Origin of the sequence: Chitinophaga sp. CF118 (genome assembly GCF_900112615.1) — a bacterium.
GTDB lineage: Bacteria > Bacteroidota > Bacteroidia > Chitinophagales > Chitinophagaceae > Chitinophaga.
The window spans coordinates 16538-41362 of sequence record NZ_FOMK01000013.1; the positions used below are offsets into that span (position 1 = coordinate 16538).

The 24825-nt window shown below is 43.1% G+C and carries 22 protein-coding genes, 6 tRNA genes and 1 other RNA gene; 20 read left to right on the plus strand and 9 right to left on the minus strand.

Features of this window, described 5'->3' with window-relative positions; all coding sequences use genetic code 11:
• Window positions 1–78 precede the first annotated feature (78 nt).
• Window positions 79–768 carry a tRNA pseudouridine(55) synthase TruB gene (truB, locus tag BM176_RS29180; protein ID WP_090107944.1) on the plus strand — a complete coding sequence of 230 codons (690 nt, stop codon included), beginning with the start codon at window positions 79–81 and terminating at the stop codon, window positions 766–768.
• Here the strand turns inward: truB and BM176_RS29185 are convergent.
• Complete coding sequence (locus tag BM176_RS29185) at window positions 756–3167, minus strand: translocation and assembly module lipoprotein TamL (RefSeq protein WP_090107945.1); 2412 nt, start codon at window positions 3165–3167, stop codon at window positions 756–758. The genes truB and BM176_RS29185 overlap by 13 nt on opposite strands.
• 98 nt (window positions 3168–3265) lie before the next feature.
• Here BM176_RS29185 and BM176_RS29190 point away from each other — a divergent pair, with 98 nt between their 5' ends.
• Window positions 3266–4006, plus strand: coding sequence for a TrmH family RNA methyltransferase (locus tag BM176_RS29190; protein WP_090107946.1), 741 nt, complete (start codon window positions 3266–3268; stop codon window positions 4004–4006).
• Here the strand turns inward: BM176_RS29190 and BM176_RS29195 are convergent.
• Window positions 3999–5231, minus strand: coding sequence for an ABC transporter permease (locus BM176_RS29195; protein WP_090107947.1), 1233 nt, complete (start codon window positions 5229–5231; stop codon window positions 3999–4001). The genes BM176_RS29190 and BM176_RS29195 overlap by 8 nt on opposite strands.
• 105 nt (window positions 5232–5336) lie before the next feature.
• Here BM176_RS29195 and BM176_RS29200 point away from each other — a divergent pair, with 105 nt between their 5' ends.
• The gene (locus tag BM176_RS29200; RefSeq protein WP_090107948.1) at window positions 5337–6629 is read left to right on the plus strand and encodes a type IX secretion system plug protein; all 1293 of its coding nucleotides are present in this window, start codon (window positions 5337–5339) and stop codon (window positions 6627–6629) included.
• An 84-nt stretch (window positions 6630–6713) separates the two neighbouring features.
• On the opposite strand, the gene BM176_RS29205 is transcribed toward BM176_RS29200, so the two are convergent.
• The 6 genes from BM176_RS29205 to BM176_RS29230 all read right to left on the minus strand — a co-directional run bounded on the left by BM176_RS29205 (window position 6714) and on the right by BM176_RS29230 (window position 12208).
• Window positions 6714–8024 (minus strand): NAD(P)/FAD-dependent oxidoreductase, encoded by a 1311-nt coding sequence (locus BM176_RS29205; protein ID WP_090107949.1) that lies wholly within the window; start codon window positions 8022–8024, stop codon window positions 6714–6716.
• Between the two features lie 191 nt (window positions 8025–8215).
• Window positions 8216–8866, minus strand: a complete 651-nt coding sequence (gene fsa / locus BM176_RS29210; protein ID WP_090107950.1) for a fructose-6-phosphate aldolase — start codon at window positions 8864–8866, stop codon at window positions 8216–8218.
• A gap of 201 nt (window positions 8867–9067) precedes the next feature.
• Window positions 9068–9167, minus strand: an RNA gene (gene ffs / locus BM176_RS29215) — signal recognition particle sRNA small type.
• 399 nt (window positions 9168–9566) lie between these two features.
• Entirely contained in the window at window positions 9567–10244 is a 678-nt protein-coding gene (locus BM176_RS29220) for a hypothetical protein (RefSeq protein WP_090107951.1), read from the minus strand.
• Between the two features lie 363 nt (window positions 10245–10607).
• A complete protein-coding gene (locus BM176_RS29225; RefSeq protein ID WP_090107952.1) occupies window positions 10608–11615 on the minus strand; it encodes an NAD(P)H-dependent flavin oxidoreductase in 1008 nt (335 codons plus the stop codon).
• A gap of 2 nt (window positions 11616–11617) precedes the next feature.
• Window positions 11618–12208 carry a riboflavin synthase gene (locus BM176_RS29230; RefSeq protein WP_090107953.1) on the minus strand — a complete coding sequence of 197 codons (591 nt, stop codon included), beginning with the start codon at window positions 12206–12208 and terminating at the stop codon, window positions 11618–11620.
• Window positions 12209–12229: 21 nt separating this feature from the next.
• Here BM176_RS29230 and rpsU point away from each other — a divergent pair, with 21 nt between their 5' ends.
• The 12 genes from rpsU to nusG all read left to right on the plus strand — a co-directional run bounded on the left by rpsU (window position 12230) and on the right by nusG (window position 17342).
• Entirely contained in the window at window positions 12230–12580 is a 351-nt protein-coding gene (rpsU, locus tag BM176_RS33015) for a 30S ribosomal protein S21 (protein WP_255373607.1), read from the plus strand.
• An 80-nt stretch (window positions 12581–12660) separates the two neighbouring features.
• Complete coding sequence (locus BM176_RS29240; RefSeq protein WP_090107954.1) at window positions 12661–13602, plus strand: tyrosine-type recombinase/integrase; 942 nt, start codon at window positions 12661–12663, stop codon at window positions 13600–13602.
• Between the two features lie 180 nt (window positions 13603–13782).
• Window positions 13783–14082: an HPF/RaiA family ribosome-associated protein gene (locus tag BM176_RS29245; RefSeq protein WP_090107955.1), complete on the plus strand. Its 300-nt coding sequence runs from the start codon at window positions 13783–13785 to the stop codon at window positions 14080–14082.
• 225 nt (window positions 14083–14307) lie between these two features.
• Window positions 14308–14381 (plus strand) — tRNA-Thr (locus BM176_RS29250).
• 74 nt (window positions 14382–14455) lie between these two features.
• Window positions 14456–14536: transfer RNA gene (locus tag BM176_RS29255), tRNA-Tyr, on the plus strand.
• A gap of 106 nt (window positions 14537–14642) precedes the next feature.
• A tRNA-Gly gene (locus tag BM176_RS29260) sits at window positions 14643–14715 on the plus strand.
• 62 nt (window positions 14716–14777) lie between these two features.
• Window positions 14778–14849: transfer RNA gene (locus tag BM176_RS29265), tRNA-Thr, on the plus strand.
• A 33-nt stretch (window positions 14850–14882) separates the two neighbouring features.
• Window positions 14883–14957 (plus strand) — tRNA-OTHER (locus BM176_RS29270).
• A 74-nt stretch (window positions 14958–15031) separates the two neighbouring features.
• Window positions 15032–16219 (plus strand): elongation factor Tu, encoded by a 1188-nt coding sequence (gene tuf, locus BM176_RS29275; protein ID WP_090107956.1) that lies wholly within the window; start codon window positions 15032–15034, stop codon window positions 16217–16219.
• A 111-nt stretch (window positions 16220–16330) separates the two neighbouring features.
• A tRNA-Trp gene (locus tag BM176_RS29280) sits at window positions 16331–16401 on the plus strand.
• A 96-nt stretch (window positions 16402–16497) separates the two neighbouring features.
• Window positions 16498–16689 (plus strand): preprotein translocase subunit SecE, encoded by a 192-nt coding sequence (gene secE, locus BM176_RS29285; protein WP_089782540.1) that lies wholly within the window; start codon window positions 16498–16500, stop codon window positions 16687–16689.
• Between the two features lie 2 nt (window positions 16690–16691).
• The gene (gene nusG / locus BM176_RS29290) at window positions 16692–17342 is read left to right on the plus strand and encodes a transcription termination/antitermination protein NusG (protein ID WP_255373608.1); all 651 of its coding nucleotides are present in this window, start codon (window positions 16692–16694) and stop codon (window positions 17340–17342) included.
• 198 nt (window positions 17343–17540) lie between these two features.
• Here the strand turns inward: nusG and BM176_RS29300 are convergent, their stop codons facing one another.
• Window positions 17541–18113, minus strand: coding sequence for a DUF1579 domain-containing protein (locus BM176_RS29300; RefSeq protein ID WP_090107958.1), 573 nt, complete (start codon window positions 18111–18113; stop codon window positions 17541–17543).
• Window positions 18114–18533: 420 nt separating this feature from the next.
• Here BM176_RS29300 and rplK point away from each other — a divergent pair, with 420 nt between their 5' ends.
• The 5 genes from rplK (at window position 18534) to rpoB (ending at window position 24812) form a co-directional block, all read left to right on the plus strand.
• The gene (gene rplK / locus BM176_RS29305) at window positions 18534–18977 is read left to right on the plus strand and encodes a 50S ribosomal protein L11 (RefSeq protein ID WP_090107959.1); all 444 of its coding nucleotides are present in this window, start codon (window positions 18534–18536) and stop codon (window positions 18975–18977) included.
• A 46-nt stretch (window positions 18978–19023) separates the two neighbouring features.
• Window positions 19024–19713, plus strand: coding sequence for a 50S ribosomal protein L1 (gene rplA, locus BM176_RS29310; protein WP_090107960.1), 690 nt, complete (start codon window positions 19024–19026; stop codon window positions 19711–19713).
• 40 nt (window positions 19714–19753) lie between these two features.
• Window positions 19754–20284 carry a 50S ribosomal protein L10 gene (gene rplJ / locus BM176_RS29315; RefSeq protein ID WP_090107961.1) on the plus strand — a complete coding sequence of 177 codons (531 nt, stop codon included), beginning with the start codon at window positions 19754–19756 and terminating at the stop codon, window positions 20282–20284.
• A 97-nt stretch (window positions 20285–20381) separates the two neighbouring features.
• Window positions 20382–20753 (plus strand): 50S ribosomal protein L7/L12, encoded by a 372-nt coding sequence (gene rplL / locus BM176_RS29320; protein ID WP_090107962.1) that lies wholly within the window; start codon window positions 20382–20384, stop codon window positions 20751–20753.
• A 249-nt stretch (window positions 20754–21002) separates the two neighbouring features.
• Window positions 21003–24812: a DNA-directed RNA polymerase subunit beta gene (rpoB, locus tag BM176_RS29325; RefSeq protein ID WP_090107963.1), complete on the plus strand. Its 3810-nt coding sequence runs from the start codon at window positions 21003–21005 to the stop codon at window positions 24810–24812.
• Window positions 24813–24825 lie beyond the last annotated feature (13 nt).

A 24825-nucleotide genomic window follows, 5' to 3' on the forward strand; every position in this document is an offset into this window, starting at 1 on the left:
AGTCTGAAAATTCCGTGAAAATAGTAAAAAAATAGGGAATGAATCATGCAGAATGCCTAACGCACTTATATTTGCGGCATGAATCAGACGGCAGAAAAAAATATTTATGAAGAAGGCCAGGTAGTGCTTATTAATAAACCACTGAAATGGACCTCTTTCGATGTAGTGCGCAAGATAAGAAATACAACAAAAGCAAAAACAGGACATGCTGGTACATTAGATCCGCTGGCTACCGGGCTGTTGATCTGTTGTACAGGTAAAATGACGAAGAAGATCAATGAATATCAGGCAAAGGAAAAAGAGTATACCGGTACATTTACGCTGGGATCTGTAACTCCTACTTATGATCTTGAATCTGAACCCACTGATTTTAAATCCCTGGATGGGATTGATGAACAGGCCATTCATGCTGCTACAAAGCAATTCTTAGGGGCTCAGCAGCAATTGCCACCGATACATTCTGCTATCAAGCAAAACGGAAAGCCTATTTATGAATTGGCACGTAAAGGTGTAGAAGTAAAGGTAGAGCCCCGCAGTATTTTCATCAATGAATTTGAAATTACTTCTATCGCATTGCCCGTAGTCCATTTCCGGGTGGTATGTAGTACTGGTACTTATATCCGTTCACTGGCAAATGACTTTGGCGCTGCGCTGGGCGTTGGCGGATATATGAGCAGTCTGTGCAGAACCCGTATTGGCGAGTTCCGACTCGAAGATGCAAAAGATATCCAGGTGTTTATTGATGAATTGAAAGATCAGAAAGGGTAACCGATCGCGATATTCCAGATGATATTATCTCTCCGCCAGCGTCCGTTTCCAAGCTGCCACTGGTCGAGATACCAGCCATTCTTGTTACCGGTAAAGTAAGGTGCTTTGATAGGAATTCCCCAGTCAAGCCTGATCAGGAAAAAGGAAAAATCCAGCCGTAAGCCGGCGCCGGTACCAATGGCAAGGTCATGATAGAGATTGGATAACTGGAAGTTAGCTCCTACACGCACCGTATCTTTCTTCAGCATCCAGATATTACCCATATCAATGAAGGTGGCACCTTTCAGGTTAATGCTACCGTTGAACAGGCGCAGCAGATCAAACCGGTATTCTATATTTCCTTCCAGTTTCATATCACCTGTCTGATCCGGGAAGCTCACAGCTGTTGCTGAGGTGTCCTTAAATGTGCCAGGGCCTAATGTGCGTAAACGCCATGCGCGGATACTGTTGGGGCCACCGGAAGTGAACTGCCTGATGTAAGGCAGTACATCCGATTTACCATAGGCAATACCGATTCCTCCGTATAAGCGGGTGGCCACAGTAGTATGAGTGGTCAGGTTCCAGTAATGTCTGTAATCTGCTTCCAGCTTCACAAAATTGGCTATCGGCATATTGGTTAATTTTTCCAGGTCTGTGCTGTTACCGGAAATAGCGCCCCATAAGCCATTGATACCATTCAGCCATCCGCCGGATTCTTCTACATTGGCGCGGAAATAGGAATTATGGTACTTATGATATACGTCGTTGTTGCTAAAGATATAAGTAACATTCTCCCCTCCAATAAAAGCTGGTTCAAAGCTCCTTTTCAGGTATGGGTTCTTATTAACCGTAGAATCGCGGAAAAGTTTGTTGAGATTTACACCCACGTAGTTCAGTGAGATGGGCTTAACGATCCAGCGTTTATTCTGAGATTCATTCCATTCGTAACCAAAGGAGGCGTTCAGGTTGGAAATATAGAACTTATCAACACGGGTGAGATAATCTATACCCGCTGTGAGCCTGGTTCTTACAGTGGAGCGATTAGTCTGTGAAATTTTGAAAGGAATGATAAACCGGGGGAAGATCAGGCTCACCTGACCTCCAATCTCCTGCGATTGCAGCATCCACATATTGTCCTGGTTCCGGATCAATTCTATACCTGCATTCAGATTCACGTTCAGCTGAGTGGCAGAACGACCCACATTCAAATGTTTATAGTTAAGGCTTATACCACTACCCAGCAGGTAATCAGAGCTGGTACTCACCTCAAAGTTGGCTCCCAGCTCCTGCCGGCGTTTGGGAGTGAGGTAAATATAAGCGTCCAATTTATTCGGCCGTAGTTTATCCTCCCTGTATTGCAGGGTCACAAACTGCCATGCTCCCAGATCGTACAAGCGGTTGATTGCATCATTTGTTTTCTGCTGGGAATATAGATCTGTGCTGCGTAGCAGGACTGATCTTGAAAGTACACTGGGCTTTAATATATTTTGGCGGTAGCGGATAATCAGATCTTTCTGATGTAATTCCTTAAATGTAGAATCAGCGGTATTACCATAAGCCGGGTAATCCGGATAAGTGTAGATACTATCAATGTGATAAAGCTGGTAGGGAGCCGCAGAGTCTTCCGGGTTACGGATCTTCACGGTAATATCCATTGTTGGCCGCTCCAGTCCCTTTTTCTCATTGTAAACGTTCACGATACCTTCAAAAGGGTTCATGAGGTTTCTGAAAAGCATTTTATGTAAGGTATCTATCACAAATTCTATAGCGTCGCGGTCAAATTTGTAATAACCGGCATTGCGCATTACCCGCATGAGTCTTTCCCTTTCACTGCCCAGCAGCTCCTGTTTATAAGCCATACCTGGTTTGATCAGGGAAAGGGATTGGTTCTTCTTCGCCAGATCCAGCAGAGTGGTATCGGGTACTTCGTATTCTATTTTATCGATCACGAAGTTACGGCCGGTATTTACTTTGTATTTAACGCTTACTTTCTGTCGCTTAATAGTTTCGTGGTAATCTACGGTAGCATAGAAATAGCCCTGGTTGTTCAGGTAGCTAACCATGCGCTTTACTGATTCCTTCGTTTTCAGGGAATCATAGATTACGGGTTCTTCCAGGTTACGTTTGGACAGCATCAGGTTCCAGAACCAGTTGGATTTCTTCTCATTGTATTTCTGGTTGTATAGCCATACTTTGAAACGGGTGCCTGCAAATTGCTTGTTGGACTGTTGCAGCATCAGCTGCTTGGATGTAAGGGAATTACGAAGATTTTGTTTGTCAACAGAAGATGCATCACCCTTTACATCAACACTGCTGCTCGTATACAGCGACTGGTTCTTTTGAAGGTATTTTGTATTGGAACAAGCTGTCAGCGCCACGGAAGTGATCAGTATGAATAAATAGTTCAATGGCCGCTGCATCACAGTCTATACAATATTAATAGTTAGTAGCTTTGTTTCAATCATTTCACGTAAGCGCCTGCTTTGCAGATTAATAGAAATCTCGTAGGTTTGGCGCTATGTTGTCAAAGGCGCAAATTAAGTATATTCAATCATTACAGCATAAAAAATACCGTCAAAAATCTGGCCAGTTCATTGCTGAAGGAGATAAGATCGTCCCTGAATTATTGTCAGAAGGAGTACCAGTACAGGAAATATATGCTACTGATGCCTGGATTAGCGTGCATGAACAATTGCTGGCAACTGCGCCCAACGTACGTATAACAGCGGTAGACGCCACTATTCTAAAGCAACTCTCTGCGTTAACTACTCCAAATCAGGCCATTGCACTACTCAATATCCCGGCTCCACCTACTGAAACTTTATATAAAGGAGTTGTAACGCTTGTACTGGAAACTATCCAGGACCCCGGTAATCTGGGCACTATTATTCGTATAGCCGACTGGTTCGGCATCCGGCAGGTAGTTTGCTCACCTGATTGTGTAGACGCTTATAATCCTAAAACGATCCAGGCCACTATGGGCAGCATTGCCCGTGTGCGTATCGTGGAAAGTGAGATACTTCCATTATTGGAGAAAGCAGGGGTGCCTTCTTTTGCTGCCACATTGCATGGTACCAACATTGTGGAGTTCTCCCGGATAACGGAAGGGATTATCCTGATAGGAAATGAGTCCAGGGGACTGAGTGAGAATGTGATCACTGCCAGCACCCATCGTATCACCATCCCCCGCCTTGGAGGTGCAGAGTCACTGAATGCAGGCATTGCAGCAGGGATCATCTGCGGCAGGTTACTTATTTAAACTGAATCGCTTTTACCGGAGTAATCCTCCGTATAACCATAGACGGTACAATCAATACCAGCAGGCAGATCACAAAAGTGCCTATATTAATAAGGGCTACTTCCCACCAGTGTAAAGAGATAGCTGCTACAGACATATAATAGGATTCTTCCGGAAGTTTGAAAAAACCGGTATGCTGTTGTAATACGGCAATACCGATACCCAGCACATCTCCCAGCAGCAGGCCTGCCAGCACAATATACCCGGCCTGGTAAATGAAGATCTTCTGTATGTTCGCATTACGCATTCCCAATGCTTTCACGATACCTATCATATTGGTGCGTTCCAGTATAAGGATCAGTATAGCGGTGGTCATATTAATAATGGCTACTATTGTCATGATTATCAGAATGATGATCTCATTTTGATTTTGCAGTTGCAGCCAGTCAAACACATTTGGATAGATCTCTTTGATCGTGCGGATGAACAGTTTATCGGGCATTATTTTATCAGCCGTCAGGCTGACTTCATTCATCTGTTTATAATTGGTTATAAATATTTCATACCCCCCAATATCTCCCGGTTGCCAGTTATTGAGTTTGCGTACCAGTTCCAGATCTCCTATAACATAGGTTTTATCATATTCATCAATGCCTGTTTTGTATATCCCGGCAATAGTCAGCTTCCTTGCCCGGGGAGCCTGCCCCGCCCCCTGGATAAAGTAGAGGATGAGTGGATCGTGCAGTTTTACCTGTAATTCTTTCGCAAGACTGGCAGAAATAACTATCTCAGGAGCATAACTGCTGTCGGTATATTGAATAGCCCTGCCTTCCTGAATAAACTGTTGCAGGTTTTTCCAGTTATAATGCCGGTCTACCCCCTTGAAAATCACCCCTTCAATATCTTTTGCGGCTTTTATGATGGCCGATTTTGTAGCATAAGCATTCACGCTACTGATCCCGTTGAGTTTATACAAACGTCCTACCATTGCATTATCTTCCTGGAACGGGATTTGTTCTGTTAACGGACCTGCATTTGGTTGATACTGTGTGATATGGATATGCCCCCAGAAGCTGAAAATCTTTTGCTGGATCACCTGCTGGAAGCCATTTACCAGGGCTGTTGCCAGTATCATCACCGCTACGCTGATGGCTGTAGCGAGTATTGCTATATTGATGATGAACCGGGAAAAAGAGGAAGACTTGTTAAACGCGATCCTCCTGGCAACTAAGAATGATAAACCCATAGAACAAAAGTATTAAATTCCGGTATATGAATACTTACAGCGTCAAAAGCATCGTTAGCCAGGTAGCGGAAATATTGTAACTTAACATCACTTTGATAATGTATTATGAGGATAAAACCTTTTTTCTGTCTGCCAGTACTATGTTTACTGGCATATATCCTGCCCGTAACAGCGCAGGATAATACTGTAGGACCTGACCACGTTTATTACAACAATATCAAATCAGTAAAGCTAAATCAGGCGGGAGATCAGCTCAGTTATCCCATGATCACATTGGGAGGAGGTGACAAACTGGAATTAAGCTTTGATGACCTGGATAATGATGTAAAAAACTATTATTACACATTCGTACTGTGTAATGCCGACTGGACGCCTGCCCAGATCAACCAGATGGAATACCTGCGGGGTTTCTCTGAGAACAGGATCCAGGATTACAGGTTTTCAAGTATCGCTCTGCAGAAATATACGCATTACAGCGTGCAGTTACCCAGTCAGAATGGTTACCCTATCAAATCGGGCAACTACCTGTTGAAGGTATACCTGGATAGTGATACCAGCCAGTTAGTCCTTACCCGCAGGATGCTCATAATAGGAAATAAGGCTGGTGTAAGTGGCTTTATTCAACAGCCGGTAACCCCTAAACTGTTTAAAACTCATCAAAAAATAAACTTTTCAGTGAATACAGCAGGATTGAATATCGTTAATCCTTTTGATCAGCTGAAGGTGGTGATCCTGCAAAATTACCGTTGGGACAATGCAATTAAATATCCCCGTCCTTTATTTATTAAGGGCAATACTATAGATTATAACTGGGAAGTGGATTGTGTGATGCCGGCAGGAAAGGAGTGGCGGTGGATAGACCTCCGCAGTTTCCGTTTACAAACGGAGAGAGTGAAACATACCGATTATCGTAAAGATGGAACGGATGTATATGCAATGCCGGATTATGAAAGGGGTAGTAAATTATATCAGTATATTAAAGATATTAACGGACTCTATTATCTCGCCACTATCGATGATTATAATCCATTCTATGAAGGCGATTATGCAACCGTGCATTTCAACTTTCCCGTACAGGAGCCTTATGCAGGGTATGATATGTATATCCTGGGAGAGCTGACTAACTACGAAATCACTGAGAATAATAAACTTTCTTTTAATCCCGCTACCAGGGCTTACGAAGGGTCTTTATATCTGAAACAGGGATTTTATAATTATGAATATGCGCTGGTAGATAAAACAGTAGAAGGAAGTTTACCGAGTACAGAATATACAGAAGGTAACTCGTGGGAAGCGGAGAATAATTATACCATCCTGGTATATTACCGGTCACTGGGCGGCCGCTCGGATGAGCTGGTAGCTACTGTAACGCTGAATTCTATGTTGAGCCGGAAATAAAAATGCCTTTATGCCAGTAAAAGATATGGCTCACCTTTGGCGAGCCATATCTTTTAACAGTTTTAAGAGATTGATAAGAATATCTTAATTCACTGTTTGTCTCAGTTTCACAATATTAGCTGCCCCACGTTTAATAATAATTCTCGTACCTCTGTCAAAAGTAAAGTAGCGATAGAACCAGTTGATAAATACCACCAGTTTATTACGGAAACCCAGTAGGCTCATTAAGTGTACAGCCATCCATACCAGCCATGCAAAATATCCGTACAATTTCATGCCTGCAAATTCAGCCACCGCTTTGTTACGTCCGATGGTAGCCATGCTGCCAAGGTCATTATATTTAAAGGGCTGCAAACTTGTTTGTTGTTTCAGCAGCTTTTTCAGATTATTTGCCAGGTTAGCTCCTTGCTGAATTGCCACCTGTGCCACCATGGGATAGCCTTTAGGGTGTTTATCGTCTGTCATCTGGGCAATATCACCAATGGCAAAAACATTGGTCAGGCCATTTAGCTGGTTAAATTCATTAACAAGGATGCGGCCGTTAGGCAGTATTATTTCCGGAGCTATACCATCAACAGGTACGCCTTTTACGCCAGCGGACCAGAATAAGGACTGACTTTCTATTTTTTCACCGGTGCTTAGTGTAAGTATTTTCCCATCATAATCTTTCACCACGGTTTTACGCATAACGATTACGCCTAGTTCCTGTAATCCTTTCAGTGCTTTTTCGGAAGAGAGTTCACTCATTCCTGCCAGCAGCCGCGGACTCCCTTCTATCAGATAGATGTTCATCAGGGATACCGGTAGTTCGGGATAGTCTTTTGGTATAATATATTTACGAAGTTCGGCAAAAGCGCCTGCCATTTCCACGCCGGTAGGGCCGCCACCCACCATTACAAAGTTCAGTTTGGGTTTTATTTCTTCTTCGGTTTTCAGCAACAGGCTTTCCTCAAACTGTTTGATTACATAGTTACGGATCTGTACTGCCTCTATCAGTGATTTCATACCAATAGCATGTTCTTCTATCAGTTTGTTTCCGAAAAAGTTGGTAGTACTACCAGTAGCCAGTATGAGGTAGTCGTAACGGAGTTCGCCGATCCCTGTTTCGAGAATGTTTTCAGCAGCACGTAAGCCTGTTACTTCGGCCATGCGGAAGATGAGGTTCTTTTGGCTTTTGAATATTCCTCGGAGAGGGAATGCAATGCTATCCGGCTCCAGCCCGGCTGTTGATACCTGATATAATAAGGGTTGAAAGAGGTGATAGTTGTTTCTGTCCAGCATAACTATCTGTACAGGTGCATTTTTGAGCTTTTTAGCTAGATTAATACCGCCAAAACCACCGCCCACTATGACTACGCGAGGCACACCGGTTTCCGGTACATTCGGTTGGATCATAAAAACATCTTTTATCAGTCAAAGAATAAATTCGAAGAAAGTTTCGACAATGCTGTTCAAAAGGTGGAGTTCATAAATGCATATCAAAATTACAAAACTTTCAGAAAAGAATGAAAGTTTAATTTAAAAGAGGGCAAAAAAAATCCCCGGTACATTACTGGACCGGGGAATATACCATCTAAAAGTATGTACTACATTTTCTTCGCGTCTTCCAGGAATTTGGCCAGGCCAATATCTGTGAGCGGATGTTTCAGCAGACCGAGGATAGAATCCAGCGGGCAGGTACATACATCAGCGCCGGCTTCAGCACATCTTACAATGTGGAGGGCGTTACGGATGGACGCAGCAAGGATTTCAGTTTTGAAGCCCTGCAGGCTGTATATCTGTGCTATTTGTGCAATCAGTTCAACACCATCCCAACTGGTATCGTCAATACGACCAATGAAGGGAGATACGTAAGTAGCACCTGCTTTAGCAGCCAGGATAGCTTGTCCGGCAGAGAAAACCAGGGTACAGTTCGTTTTGATACCGTTATCAGTGAACCATTTCAGAGCCTTGATACCATCTTTGATCATTGGTACCTTTACGATAATGTTTGGGTGGATAGCAGCCAGTTTTTTACCTTCTTCAACAATGCTGTTGAAATCAGTAGAAAGTACTTCCGCGCTGATAGGACCGTCAACGAGTTCGCAAATAGTTTCGTAATGCTTGATGATGTTAGCCTCACCTTTGATGCCTTCTTTAGCCATCAGGGAAGGATTGGTAGTTACACCGTCAAGTACGCCCAGGTCGTTTGCTTCTTTGATCTGTGCAAGGTTCGCAGTATCTATAAAGAATTTCATGATGAAATGATTTAGTAGTTTAATAGCATTCAGCCGATCATTCAATCAGCAGATTGAAGTGCAAAGTTAATTAAGATAATCTTAATGCTATAGTGTTGCAGAGAAAATTTGAACAATAATTATAATTGGATTGTAATGCACAGATCATTTGTTTGAAGATGGGATTAACGAGAGAATAATGATCTGAAATAAAGGAAAAAAAATCGGCAAGTTACTTACATCGCACCGCTACAACCACCTACCCTTGCTACATTCCTGTCCTGGGGGAGTTCAGTAGGAGCTGGTCGTATAAGACTTGCCGGCTGCAAATGTAGGATAATTGGATAAACTACCAAAAAAAACACTACCTTTTCATGTATAAATTATTTAAACCCCAGATAACTACTCATTTAAAGATATTTAAGCATGTCTTTTAATGATAATTCGATTGGTAATACAACCGTAATAAAGAAATAGCTATCTCGTAGTGTAATAATTATAATCGTTCAGTACGGTTTCAAGGAAAGGAAGATGTTCCATCTCAGTTTCTATCTGTAGTACATCTCTTACACGATAAGATACCCGCGCCGTTAATTCCTGATTATTGAGTAAGAGAGCTCACGCAGTATGGTATCATGTCTTTGTTGACCACTCCTCAGCAATTGACCACGAATGTGATCAATAAATACCTGGAATTAAAAGCACGCTCGCTGATCTGATGTCAGTGCCGTGTGTTATAATTATTGGGTAGGATCTTAGATTCATCGTCTGGTAATTGTTTTACCGGGATGTTGGTTACTGCTTTAATGGAAGGATCATGTTTATATATTGCGGTTACTGTGATGATACGTGTAGTAGTATTTTTCAGATCCAGTAATAAGTCCTGGCCTATCATTTTCCCTTCACTCACCTCGAATTTTACTGCCGAAGTATCCAGTGGAAATATTTTACCACTGCTGAATATGCCTTCTACATTAAGATAAAAATGAATATCCCTTTTCAAACTGTCTGCATAATGATTGAACCTGATGCTTTTCACATAAGGAAGGGCAAGTGAGACCGGAAATGGTTCTGGTGCATCGGGAAAAGTAAGTGACAGAATCACTTTATATTGCTGTTCTGCCAATCGTTTACGGTTTATGATCAGGTATCCATCCTGGAAAGAGCCGTTACTGGTAGTTACTTTAATACGGTTCCAGCGGTAATTACCCTCCAGAAAACCCTCTGTCTGCCTTAGCTGGCCATTATTATATATCAGTTTTAATCCTATAGGAATACGGTCGTATAGTTCGGCTACTGCGGTGGTGTCATATATAGCCGTAATCGTCTTAATACCGTTCGTTTGGCTCAGCGCTGGTAGCCAGAATAGCAACTGCAATACTGTGAGAAATACTTTCAATTGAATTTTTGATAAAAATAGAAAAAATCGTTCCAGAAAATGAGGATAATGGGATAGGATGGTTTTGTTACGGATATAAGCTTTAGTAGGGGCTGGGTAAAAGGTTGGTATATCGTATGTACGGGGTAGTGTTTAAGCAGGTAGTAAGCAGGTAGTAAGCAGGAGGTAAACAGGTGTTTGTTCGGTAAATACCTGTTTACCTCCCGTTTACCTCCTGCTTACTACCCGTTTAAACTACTTCCTGCTAAGCACTCATATTTAATTTCAATGCAAGTATCCTTTGGGGCATATCTCTTATATCGGATGTACCGGATATAATGAGATAGTAAGATGAGTTTTAATCGGATTAGAGGTCTGGGTTATTTATTCATAATCTTTCTGCAGGGAAGCCATTTCTTTGAAAGAAGTCTTTAAATCTGAAGTAAGATGGGCTACTATATCCTTAATGCTGCTGATCTCGTATACCATTTCAACACTTTGACCGGCAGTCCATAGCTGTTGATAGTTATTGGGTTTCACTGCCTGTTCCAGTTTCTTCATGCCCCGCACCTGTACCAGCATTTTGAAGTATTTGCGTGTCCGCTGGTTGTTGCTCAATAGTTTTTCGAACCAGTTCTGTTTATAGCCCAGTTTTTTAGCCGCGGGAGTATTGATTACGTTGCAGGGTGTGCCTGACAGGCGTTCTGTCAATACAATATCCTCCATGCCATAATTAAGGATGCCATTTTTGTATTCTTCACTTACCGGAGCTTCTGTACTGGCAATAAAGCGGGTGCCTATGGATGCCCCGTGTGCCCCCAGAACCAGAGCGCTTGCCATTTGCTGTCCTGTAGCGATGCCACCGGCAGCTACCAGGATCTTATCCGGGAAAGCCTTTTGTAATGCCGGTATGAGGATGTGCATAGGGTAGGGGCCGGCATGTCCGCCAGCACCAGCACATACTGCAATGAAACCATCACAGCCCGCTTTTGCAGCTTTTTCTGCATGTTGAATGTTAGTTACATCGCACAATACTTTAGCACCATAGCTATGTGCAGCTGCTATCACTTCTTTTGGGCTCCCCAGGGAAGTAATGTAAAAAGGCACCTTTGCATCCACGCATTCTTTTAAGTGTTTGGAATACAAAGGATTCGTCTTTTGTACGATGAGGTTTACCCCATATGTTCCTTGTCCGGGAGGAAGCTGAGCCAGGTGTTGATTCAGATTTTCCAGCACGGCTTTCAGTTCACCCTCTTTGCGGAAGTTGAGAGTCGGAAAGGTCCCCGCTATCCCATTATCCATAGCGGCTTTGGTCATTTTTTCATTGCTAACGAGGAACATGGGAGCCATGATGATGGGGTAACGGATGGCCAGGGCGGAAGTAAGTTTCATAGTTATTCTTTGAGGGATAATTGTCGGGCCACGTATTTACCCAGGATATCGAATTCCAGGTTGACTGTACTGCCGGACTTAACAGAAGAGATATTAGTGAATTCGTATGTGTAAGGGATTACAGCCACGGTGAATTCTGTATCAGTCACATCGAATACGGTCAGACTGATCCCGTTCAGGCAGATTGATCCTTTTTCCACTATGAGGGCTGCAAAATCAGCAGGGTAGCGAAAGCGGTATTCCCAGCTTCCATCCTTCGGTGTGCAGGAAACGCATTCGCCCACGCTGTCTACATGACCTTGTACCAGGTGACCATCTATACGGCCATTGAATACCATGGCTCTTTCCAGGTTTACTTTTTCGCCTGGGGTAAGCAGGCCGATATTGCTTTTCTGCAATGTTTCTGCCACAGCCACTATATTATAGGTATCGTCCTGGATGCGGGTTACGGTGAGGCATACGCCGTTATGTGAGATGCTCTGATCCACTTTCAGTTCTGGCGTAAGTGTGGAACTGATGGTAATTTCCATGTTGCTGCCATCCTTCCTGGTGGCTATTACTTCTCCTGATGATTCTATTATTCCTGTAAACATGGAGCTAATTTAATTAATAATATGGAGATTGAGGGGAACGGGAGAGTTACTCTTCCCGGCCTGCCATGGCAGGGTTATTCTGTATGCCTGCCTGATAATTCTCCTTTCACATTTTTTTGTTTTTTTAAAACAATGCTATATCTTTGCCTTCCTGAAAAAAAGGAGACTAATACTATGTTGATCATCGATTCTAAAGATTGCGAAAATATTGACAAGGCGCTCAAGAAGTATAAAAAGAAGTTTGAGAAAGCTCGTATCCTGCTGCAACTCAGGACACGTCAATCTTTTACCAAGCCTTCTGTAAAGCGTCGTACTCAGGTACTGAAAGCTGTTTACAAACAGCAGTTGGCTAGTGGTAAATTGGACGATTAATTCGAATTACATAATTCCAACGCAAGATATGTGATGATTGTAAGGTTTTATATAACTTTACAATCATCAATTTTTTTGTATTGAGCGAAGAATTACATCCGGTAGCCACCCGCTTCCTGGCTTATATCCGGCTCGAAAAACGATACTCTGAGCATACTTTCGCTGCATATCAGCAAGATCTTACCCAGTTTTTTACGTTTTTGCAGTCAATTTATGGTGATGTGCCACTTAGGGGCATCACCCATTCGCATGTCCGTACATGGCTGGCCTGGCTCATGGAGCATGATAATGTGGCCAAAACAGTTAACCGCAAAATTTCCTCCCTTAAATCATTCTTCAAATACGCTTTACGGCATGGAGAGGTAGTGCTTACTCCTATGACGAAGGTCACTGCGCCCAAAATTGGCAAGCGGTTGCCCGGCTTTATTGATGAAAAGGGGATGCAGGCCCTGGAAGATAACCATAGCATGCGGAGGGGGCATGAAAAAGAGCCGGTTTTTTCCAGCAACCTTGAAGGACTGACCCATCAGTTGATCTTTGGGATTCTGTATAATACGGGCATTCGTTTATCAGAACTGATTTCCCTGCGGGAAAGGCATGTTGACAAAGGTAATCTCACTATTAAAGTGTTGGGAAAGGGCAATAAGGAGCGGATTATTCCCATAAGTCCGGCATTAATGGAGGAGATATCTATTTACAGGGAAAACCGCAGTAAGGAGCTGGCAGAATACGATCAGGAGGTATTGCTGGTAAATCCCCGGTCGGGTCGTAAGTTATATCCCAAATATGTATACAATGTTGTCAGGGATTACCTGACGGAGCACCAGATAACTACCATTAACCGTAAGAGTCCTCATATTCTGCGACATACGTTTGCCACCCACCTCACTAACAATGGCGCTGATCTGAACGCCGTAAAGGAATTGCTGGGTCATTCCAGTCTTGCATCTACCCAGGTATATACATCCAATAGCATTGAGAAGCTAAAAGAGGCTTATAAGAAGGCTCATCCAAAGGGATAAGGAATATTAACAAAATATTACTAAATGGTTATGAATAAGAGAGTAAAAGTGACTAAATTAGTAATGAGTTCTTTGATGATTACCATATCCGTTATTTTTTACCAATAAACCAACTTAAAGCCTATGGACGTAATGCTACAAGCATGAATAAGATTGTTAAATATTAAAAATTAAAATGCTATGAACGTTCAGATTCAAACTGTGCACTTCGATGCTGATTCCAAGCTAATTGATCATGTGAGCAAAAAGCTTCAGAAACTCAATACCTTTTATGACCGTATTATCAGTGTTGAAGTTTTCTTAAAGTTAGATGGTATAGCCCATCAGGTAAGAGACAAAATTGCCGAGATTAAAGTACACATTCCCCGCCAGGACCTCTTTGTAAAGCATGAATCTAAATCCTTTGAAGAGTCCTTTGACTTAGCCTTTGATTCAGTTGTAACCCAGATCAAGAGGCAGAAAGAGAAGAAATTTCAGTAAATCCTTAAAAATATTTTGGAATTAAATATCTGTTTACTACCTTTGCCATCCCGATCGAAAAAAGGGATCGGCGAAGGTAGTAAAGTTCTTTACTGTAGGGCATTTTAGCCAAAAGAAACAAGTTTTGAAATTTGTATCCGGGCGCAAAAAAAAGATTTTGAGATTATCTAAATACTGTTATTTTTGCACCTCTTTTAACGGATACCTTTTATAAACACTTGGTATGCCACCATAGCTCAGTTGGCCAGAGCTACTGATTTGTAATCAGTGGGTCGGGGGTTCGAATCCCTCTGGTGGCTCCGGAAAATTCCGAAGCAAAAAGAAGTCCAGATGATGGACATGGTTTTTGAAAAGGAGTTTTAGGATTAAGGACGGGCAGGTTCCAGAGTGGCCAAATGGGGCGGACTGTAAATCCGCTGATTCGTCTTCACAGGTTCGAATCCTGTCCTGCCCACACAGTGCAAATGTTCCGCCTTTGCCCCTCGCAAAGGCGGAACATCCTTGTTACGGGGAAGTTTGAGTAGAGGGAAGTAGATCTTTAGATAATGATTTTTACAAATGCGGGAGTAGCTCAGTTGGTAGAGCGACAGCCTTCCAAGCTGTAGGTCGCGGGTTCGAACCTCGTCTCCCGCTCATTAGTTAACCTGATGGGCAACCATTGGTTAACGAAAGAGTTCTTTTACAAATAAGTACAAGCTGTTGTAGCTCAGGGGTAGAGCACTTCCTTGGTAAGGAAGAGGTCGTGAGTTCAATTCTCATCAACAGCTCTGCGGATTTCTAACATCCGGGATCCGGAATTTCGTTGTAGCTCAGTGGAAGAGCGGTTCCGGTCTTCGTGCCGGAAATGGTCATGAGTTCAATTCTCATCAGCGGTACAAGTTTGTAAAACCGTTTTTTTAAAACAACAATTCAATACAATCTTTACAAACCATCTAAAAAGTAAAATACAATGGCAAAAGAAACCTTTAAGCGGGATAAACCCCACGTAAACATTGGTACCATCGGCCACGTTGACCACGGTAAAACTACCTTAACTGCTGCCATTACTACGATTTTGGCAAACAAGGGTCTGGCAGAGAAGAGAGGATATGATGAAATCGATGCGGCTCCTGAAGAAAAAGAAAGAGGTATTACCATCAATACAGCACACGTTGAGTATGCTACTGCTACTCGTCACTATGCTCACGTTGACTGTCCAGGTCACGCTGACTATGTGAAGAATATGATCACTGGTGCTGCGCAGATGGACGGTGCTATCCTGGTGGTTGCCGCTACAGATGGTCCGATGCCACAAACTAAAGAACACATTCTGTTGGCTCGCCAGGTAGGTGTTCCACGTATCGTTGTGTTCATGAATAAAGTTGACCTGGTTGATGATCCTGAGTTGCTGGAACTGGTTGAACTGGAAATTCGCGAACTGCTGAGCAAATACAACTACGATGGAGATAATACTCCAATCATCCAGGGTTCTGCTACCGGCGCTTTAGCTGGTGACGAAAAATGGGTTAAAGCTGTTGACGATTTGATGGACGCTGTGGATTCTTACATCCCGCTGCCTCCTCGTCCGGTTGATATGCCATTCCTGATGTCTGTTGAGGACGTATTCTCTATTACTGGTCGTGGTACTGTTGCTACTGGTCGTATCGAGCGTGGTGTTATCAACGTAGGTGAACCAGTTGAGATCGTAGGTCTGATGGAAAAACCATTGACTTCAACTTGTACTGGTGTTGAAATGTTCAAGAAATTACTTGACAGAGGTGAAGCTGGTGATAATGCTGGTCTGTTACTGCGTGGTATTGAAAAGAGCCAGATCCGTCGTGGTATGGTTATTTGCAAACCAGGTTCTATCACTCCGCACACTGATTTCAAATGTGAAGTATACGTACTGAGCAAAGAAGAAGGTGGCCGTCACACTCCGTTCTTCAACAAATACCGTCCGCAGTTCTACTTCCGTACAACTGACGTAACAGGTGAAGTTGAATTACCAGCAGGTGTTGAAATGGTTATGCCAGGTGATAACGTATCACTGACTGTTAAGCTGATCCAGCCAATCGCTATGGAAAAAGGTCTGAAATTCGCTATCCGCGAAGGTGGACGTACCGTAGGTGCAGGTCAGGTTACAGAAATTATCAAGTAATCACTTTTTCGAAATAAGGCCATTAGCAATTAGCAAATTGCGGTTAGCAGAGAAAATTTAGTAAATTTGAACTGCTGATCAGTCAGACGCTCGCAGCTAATGGCTTTTTATACGGGCATAGTTCAATGGTAGAATAGAGGTCTCCAAAACCTTTGATGTGGGTTCGAATCCTACTGCCCGTGCACTAAATGTTGAAAGTGAAAGGTGAAAAGTGAATGATTTTAATCACCTTTCACTTTTCACCTTTCACGTTTTTAAACGGTTAATAATATTAAACCATGAATAAGATTAGAACTTACTTCCGGGAATCTTATCACGAACTGGTGCATAAAGTGTCCTGGCCTACCTGGCAGGAGCTGCAGTCCTCTACAATGGTAGTTTTAATAGCAACTGTTGTTATTACACTCGTTGTATGGGGTATGGATGCCCTTTCTAACTTAGTGTTAACTCAGTATTATAAAATGTTCTGATAATGATCGACGAATCAATTACCCCTGAAGAGGAACAAGAAGAACAAGAACAGGAAAAGGAAAAAAATATTCCCATTCCCGAGGTAGAGCACGAAGCCGTTGCTCCTGCTCAGGATACGAAATGGTATGTACTGCGTGTAGTAAGTGGTAAAGAAAGGAAAGTGAAGGAGTACCTGGATATTGAAGTACGCCGTTCTGACTGGGGGAGTATGATTACTCAGATCTTCCTGCCTGTAGAGAAAGTGTATAAAGTATTGGCAGGTAAAAAAGTGATGCGTGAAAAGAACTTTTATCCTGGTTATATCATGATAGAAGCGATAGATGGTAAAATGTCTGATGATGTAATCCAGGCTATTCGCAACGTTTCCGGCGTTATTCACTTCCTTGGTAAGGATAAGCCAATTGCACTGCGTAAAGCAGAGGTAAACAAAATGCTGGGTAAAGTAGATGAGATGTCAGATAACGGACTGACCATGAGCGAACCTTTCATTGTTGGCGAAACAATCAAGATCATAGACGGACCATTCAACGACTTTAACGGTGTGATCGAAGAAGTGATAGAGGATAAGAAGAAGCTGAAAGTAACTGTAAAAATATTCGGTCGTGCTACCCCTGTTGAACTGAACTTCATGCAGGTAGAAAAAATTAGCTAACTATTTCAGTGTAAGAAAATAAGGAAGTCCTGGCGGTAAGCCGGGACTTTTTTTATGGAGTATTGGCTCAACCGGATTTTTTATTTCCATGGATTCGGGGGTAGAACCTGGAGAGGATATGCCTGAAGATCCTGCAGGGCTAAACAAAAAACCTTCCCGGTGGTTACCAGGAAGGCTTTCAATCAATTTGTAAGAGCATTACTTCTTACGGGTGAATTTGATTTCCATATTCTTGAATTCCTTATCTCCGCTCGGCATGTACATTTCCAGGGTATGATGATCGTCGTCTACCATCTTATATACCTGTTTTACCTCCATATCTTTGCCGGTCATCGGGTCAAAGCTTTTACCCCTAAGAGTAATTGATTTAGTAGGCTCATCCCATTTACCTTCCAGGAACATTATACCAGTGCCCATGTTATCGGCCCAGGTGTTCTGAAAGAGGTTTTTAGAATTGTCATAGCCAAGCAGGCCATGTCCTTCAAACTGCATCCCTTCCATCATGGCTTTGTGAACAGATTCCTGGTAGCGTCCTCCCAGAACCATTTTATTTTCTGTGGTACCGGTAGACGTAGAAGCATTAGCACCAGGAGACATCCAATAGGTCATGTCAAAGGTCCAGTCGCCATCATCTTTTGCCAGCATCTGGTGGATTTTGCCCGGAGTCATGTAATCCGTCCAGGCTTTTTGCTGTTCAGCAGTTTGTGCTTTAGTCGAATAGGTGACGGCCAGGAGGAGAAAGGCAGTTAAAAATAACAACAGACGTTTCATAATTGGTGGTGTTTTATTAAAGATAACATATAACGTGAGGGAAGGTTGAGGGCATTCGGGACATTATTTGGGGAGGGGAGAGGGGGATTCAGGACAGATATTAAAAAATGTTTTTATTCTTGTTAACAAGGCTGGGAATTCCGGTAAATTAAATTAGATTTGTCTCACTTGCCGGAGATCTGTTAACCTTGAATGTTTGTACCGGCTAATAAAAGCAAGAACAGTTTTGCAATAGAATTGTAAAATTTATACCCCAAACGAATGATAATAGCAAAAAGGATGCCCGAAAGCAAATTCTTTTTGTCTTTATATATATTATTATATACCTTTGCATCCCCTTTAAAAGGTAAAATTTCGTCCTTTTAGTTTTGGGAGTCCTGTCTAAGACAGAACGTTTTCACCAAATTAAACTGAAACAACATGGCAAAAGAGATCGCAACGTACGTGAAATTGCAGGTAAAAGGCGGCCAGGCCAATCCTGCACCTCCGATTGGTCCCGCGCTGGGTTCCAAAGGTGTGAACATCATGGAGTTTTGCAAACAGTTCAATGCCCGTACCCAGGATAAAATGGGTAAAGTATTGCCTGTATTGCTGACTGTTTACACCGACAAATCATTTGATTTTGTAATTAAAACACCTCCCGCTCCTGTACAGTTGCTGGAAGCAGCCAAATTGCAGAGTGGTTCCAAAGAGCCCAACCGTAATAAAGTAGGTAAGGTAACCTGGGCACAGGTTGAAGCTATTGCAGCTGATAAGATGGCCGACCTGAACTGCTTTACGAAAGAAAGCGCCATGAAAATGGTAGCTGGTACCGCCCGTTCTATGGGTATTACTGTTGAGGGTAACGCTCCTTGGGGCAACTAATTGTGTCACCCTGTTGAACGCAGGTTAACTTTTAAAACATTTTGCAATGGCAACGAAGAAAAGAAAAGCAGCCGATACAAAGGTGGACAAAAACAAGGTATACAGCCTGAAAGAAGCCTCCACTCTTGTAAAAGACATTAACTGCACAAAATTCGACAGCTCTGTCGATTTACATATCCGTCTGGGCGTAGATCCCAAGAAAGCAGATCAGGCTATCCGTGGTTCCGTAACGCTTCCCCATGGTACTGGTAAAACTAAACGTGTATTGGTTCTTTGCACTCCTGATAAAGAAGCTGCTGCAAAAGAGGCCGGTGCTGATTTCGTTGGTCTGGATGAATTTATTCAGAAGATCGAAGCAGGTTGGACTGATATTGATGTAATTGTTGCTACTCCTGCTGTTATGCCTAAAATAGGTAAGCTGGGTAAAATACTTGGTCCCCGTAACCTGATGCCTAACCCTAAAACTGGTACTGTTACTAATGATGTAGCTGCAGCAGTTAATGAGGTGAAAGGTGGTAAGATTACTTTCAAGGTAGATAAGGCTGGTATTATCCATGCTTCTATCGGCCGTGTATCATTTGCTTCCGACAAGATCGAACAGAACTCACAGGAACTGATCAACGCTATTATCAGGCTGAAACCTGCTACTGCGAAAGGTCTCTATCTGAGAGGCTTATCTATGGCAAGCACCATGAGCCCAAGTATCACAGTTGACACTAAATCTGTTCAAAACTAACTGATTCACCTTCTGGTAGATCAACAAATTGAAAAAAGCTATGAACAAAGATCAAAAAAACGAAGCGATTGAACTGCTGAAAAGCAAGTTCTCTCAATATAACAACTTCTACATCACCAACACCGAGTCTTTGACCGTTGCACAGGTGAACAACCTGAGGAAGGTTTGTTTTGATAAGAATGTAGAAATGAAGGTGGCTAAGAACACTCTCATCCGTAAGGCATTGGAATCTCTGGACAGTACTAAGTACGAAGGTGTATTCAGTGCACTGAATGGCGTAACTGCCCTGATGTTCTCTGACAGTCCTAAGGAACCAGCGTTGATCATTTCTACTTTCCGTAAGGAAAATAAGAAAGTTGAGAAACCAGAACTGAAAGCTGCTTTCGTAGCAGATGAAGTTTACCTGGGAGACAATCAACTGGCTAATCTGGTGAAGATCAAGACCAAGAACGAACTCATTGGAGACGTTATCGGTCTGTTGCAATCTCCTGCAAAACGCGTTATCGCTGCTTTGCTGGAAAAAGGCAAGAAAGAAGAAGCTGGTGTAGAAGCAGCTCCTGCAGCAGAATAATCAGTTACCACCAGGTGACAAACAAAAATGGCTTCCAAGTCAAATTATAAAACACTCTGTTTAACAACATTACAAACATCTTTTAAAAATTATACAAATGGCAGACGTTAAAGCATTAGCCGAACAATTAGTAGGTTTAACTGTTAAGGAAGTACAAGAACTGGCCGATTTCCTGAAAAGTGAATACGGTATTGAACCAGCTGCTGCTGCAGTTGTAGTTTCTGCAGGTGGTGGCGAAACAGCTGCTGCTGAAGAAAAAACTGCCTTCAACGTTATCCTGAAATCTGCAGGTGCTAGCAAACTGAACGTAGTTAAGATCGTTAAGGATCTGACAGGTCTTGGTCTGAAAGAAGCTAAGGAACTGGTAGACGGTGCTCCAAAACCTTTGAAAGAAGGTGTGAGCAAAGCTGAAGCAGAAGACCTGAAGAACAAATTAACAGAAGCTGGCGCTGACGTTGAAATTCAGTAATTCTTTGCTTAAGGATACCTCTTTATAAAGGTCAAAAGTGCTTCTGGCACTTTTGGCCTTCTTCCCTTTGGGAAAGTGTCTTTTCGGAGAGTCAAAAAAGGGGAAATCACCAGGTCGGTTGATTTGACAAATAGAGAAGACAGAAATTTTTGAAGGGTATTTGGCAAAGAAATCTTAATTTCCCCGATTCATGTTGTGATTTGCTTCTTCACAATATTATATAAGTTAATATAACTGCTAACTTCGAATATGTCTCTAAAAAAAGCCCAAACACAAGAAAGAGTAAATTTTGGAAAGATCAAACAAGTGACTGAGACACCGGATTTGTTGGCTATCCAGATTCAATCTTTCAAGGATTTCTTCCAGTTAGAAACCACACCAGATAAACGTAACAATGAAGGCCTTTTTAAAGTATTTAAGGAGAACTTCCCGATAACAGATACCCGAAATATCTTCAATCTGGAGTTTCTGGACTACTTTGTAGACCCTCCGCGATATACTATAGAGGAATGTATTGAACGTGGGCTTACTTATTCAGTACCGCTGAAGGCGAAACTGCGCCTGAGCTGTAATGATGAAGAGCACGTTGACTTCCAGACCATTGTGCAGGACGTGTTCCTTGGGAACATACCCTACATGACGCCTAGAGGTACGTTCGTGATTAATGGAGCTGAACGCGTGGTAGTATCTCAACTCCATCGTTCTCCTGGTGTATTCTTTGGTCAATCTGTACATCCAAACGGAACCAAGATCTACTCTGCAAGGGTGATCCCGTTCAAGGGTGCGTGGATGGAGTTTGCTACAGACATTAATAATGTGATGTATGCATACATCGACCGTAAGAAGAAATTCCCGGTAACAACCCTGTTACGTGCCATCGGCTACGAAACGGATAAAGATATCCTGCAGCTGTTTGGCATGGCAGATGAAGTTAAAGCAGATAAGAAGAGCCTGGAGAAATACGCTGGTAAGAAACTCGGTGCACGTGTACTCAGAAGCTGGGTAGAAGATTTTGTGGATGAAGATACCGGTGAAGTTGTGAGTATCGAGCGTAATGAAATCATGCTCGAACGTGATAGTATCCTGGATGAGGCGAATATCGAGACCATCGTGGATATGGGCGTGAAAAGCGTGTTCGTGCAGAAGGAAGAAGTGAGTGGTGACTTCTCTATTATCTACAATACTTTAAATAAAGATACATCTAACTCTGAGCTGGAAGCCGTTCAGCACATCTACCGCCAGTTGCGTGGAGCAGATGCGCCGGATGATGAAACAGCAAGGGGTATCATTGATAAATTATTCTTCTCTGATAAGCGTTACGATCTGGGTGATGTAGGACGTTATAAGATCAACAGGAAACTGGGTCTGCCTACTCCACTGGATATGAAGGTGCTTACCAAAGATGATATCATCTCTATCATAAAATACCTGGTACAACTGACGAACAGCAAAGCGGAAATCGATGATATCGATCACCTGAGCAACCGTCGTGTACGTACCGTGGGTGAACAATTGTATGCGCAGTTCGGTGTTGGTCTGGCCCGTATGGCCCGTACCATCCGTGAGAGAATGAACGTGCGTGATAATGAAGTATTTACTCCGGTAGACCTGATCAATGCGAGGACGTTATCTTCTGTTATCAACTCCTTCTTTGGTACCAGCCAGCTGAGCCAGTTCCTGGATCAGACCAACCCATTGTCAGAGATCACGCACAAACGTCGTATCTCCGCGCTCGGGCCCGGTGGTTTGAGTCGTGAAAGAGCAGGTTTTGAGGTGCGTGACGTACACTATAGCCACTATGGCCGTCTGTGTACTATCGAAACACCAGAAGGACCAAACATCGGTCTGATCTCTACCCTTTGCGTACACGCTAAAGTGAACGACATGGGCTTTATCGAAACGCCTTACCGCAAGGTGCGCGACGGTAAAGTAGATATGGACAAAGTGCAGTTCCTGAGTGCTGAAGAAGAAGATTCTGTGAAGATAGCCCAGGCAAATGCACCACTTGATGATGAAGGCCGCTTCCTGAACGAAAAGGTTAAATCCCGCGAAACCGGTGATTTCCCAATATTAGACAGAGAGGAAGTAGAATATATGGACGTTGCTCCTAACCAGATCGTTGGTTTGAGCGCTTCCCTGATTCCGTTCCTTGAACATGATGATGCCAACCGTGCGTTGATGGGATCAAACATGCAACGTCAGGCGGTTCCGCTGATCAATCCACAGGTGCCTATCGTAGGTACCGGTCTGGAAGGAAAAGCAGCTCGTGACTCACGTTTGCAGATCACTTCTGAAGGTAATGGTACAGTTGAATTCGTTGATGCAAATGAAATCCATGTACGTTATGTACGAGATGAAATGCAGAAACTGGTGTCTTTTGAAGATGATCTGAAAGTATATCAGCTAACCAAATTCGTTAAAACGAACCAGAGCACCTGTATCAACCTGCGTCCTGCCGTTAAGAAAGGACAACAGCTGGTATATGGCGACTTCCTCACAGAAGGTTATGCTACCCGTGCTGGTGAGCTGGCGCTGGGTCGTAACATGAAAGTGGCGTTCATGCCATGGAAAGGTTACAACTTTGAGGATGCTATCGTAATCTCTGAGCGTGTAGGCCGTGAGGATCTCTTCACTTCCATCCATATCGATGAATATGAACTGGAAGTACGTGATACCAAACTGGGTGAAGAAGAACTGACTCCAGATATTCCAAACGTAAGTGAGGAAGCTACCAAAGATCTGGATCAGAACGGTATCATCCGTGTAGGTGCTCACATTAAAGAAGGTGATATCCTGATCGGTAAGATCACCCCACGTGGTGAATCTGATCCTTCTCCTGAAGAAAAACTGCTCCGTGCAATCTTCGGTGATAAGGCTTCTGATGCGAAAGATGCTTCTCTGAAAGCACCTCCAAGCACAGAAGGTGTGGTAATCGACAAGAAATTGTTCAGCCGCGCCAAGAAAGATAAGAACTCTAAGACCCGTGAAAAGGCGTCTCTGGAAAAACTGGAAAAAGTACACCAGAAGAATGAAGAAGACCTGCTGGAAGTATTGATGAGCAAACTGCTTACCCTGCTGAAAGACAGAACTTCATCCGGTATCACCAATACTTATGGTGAAGTACTGATCTCCAAAGGTTCCAAGTTCTCTTCCAAGAACCTGGCTAACATAGACTTCCAGAACGTTAATCCTTTGGGCTGGACTACAGACGAAGGCACAAACGATCAGATCAATACACTGCTGCATAACTATAACATCAAGTACAATGAAGAACTGGGTCGCTACAAACGCGAAAAGTTCAACATCTCAATTGGTGATGAGTTACCAGCCGGAGTACTGAAACTGGCTAAGGTTTACCTGGCCAGCAAACGTAAACTGAAAGTGGGTGATAAGATGGCGGGTCGTCACGGTAACAAGGGTATCGTTGCCAAAATTGTGCGTGATGAAGATATGCCGTTCCTGGAAGATGGTACACCGGTAGATATCGTACTGAACCCATTGGGCGTACCTTCCCGTATGAACCTTGGACAGATTTACGAAACCGTACTGGGTTGGGCTGGTCTGCAGCTGGGATTAAGGTTTGCTACACCAATCTTCGATGGTGCTACCACAGAAGAAATAGCAGACTACATCACAGAGGCTAAACTGCCAAGCTTTGGTCATACTTACCTGTATGATGGCGAAACGGGAGACCGTTTCCACCAGAAAGCAACCGTGGGTGTTATCTACATGCTTAAATTAAGCCACATGGTAGATGACAAGATGCACGCCCGTTCTATCGGACCCTACAGTCTCATCACACAGCAACCTTTGGGTGGTAAGGCGCAGTTCGGTGGTCAGCGTTTTGGTGAAATGGAGGTGTGGGCACTGGAAGCATATGGTGCATCCAATATCCTGCAGGAACTCTTAACCATTAAGTCTGATGACATCGTAGGCCGTGCAAAAGCATATGAAGCAATCGTTAAAGGCGATAATATACCGAAAGCAGGCGTTCCGGAATCATTCAATGTATTAATACATGAACTCCGTGGTCTGGGTCTGGATCTGAAATTTGATTAGTAGTTACAAAATA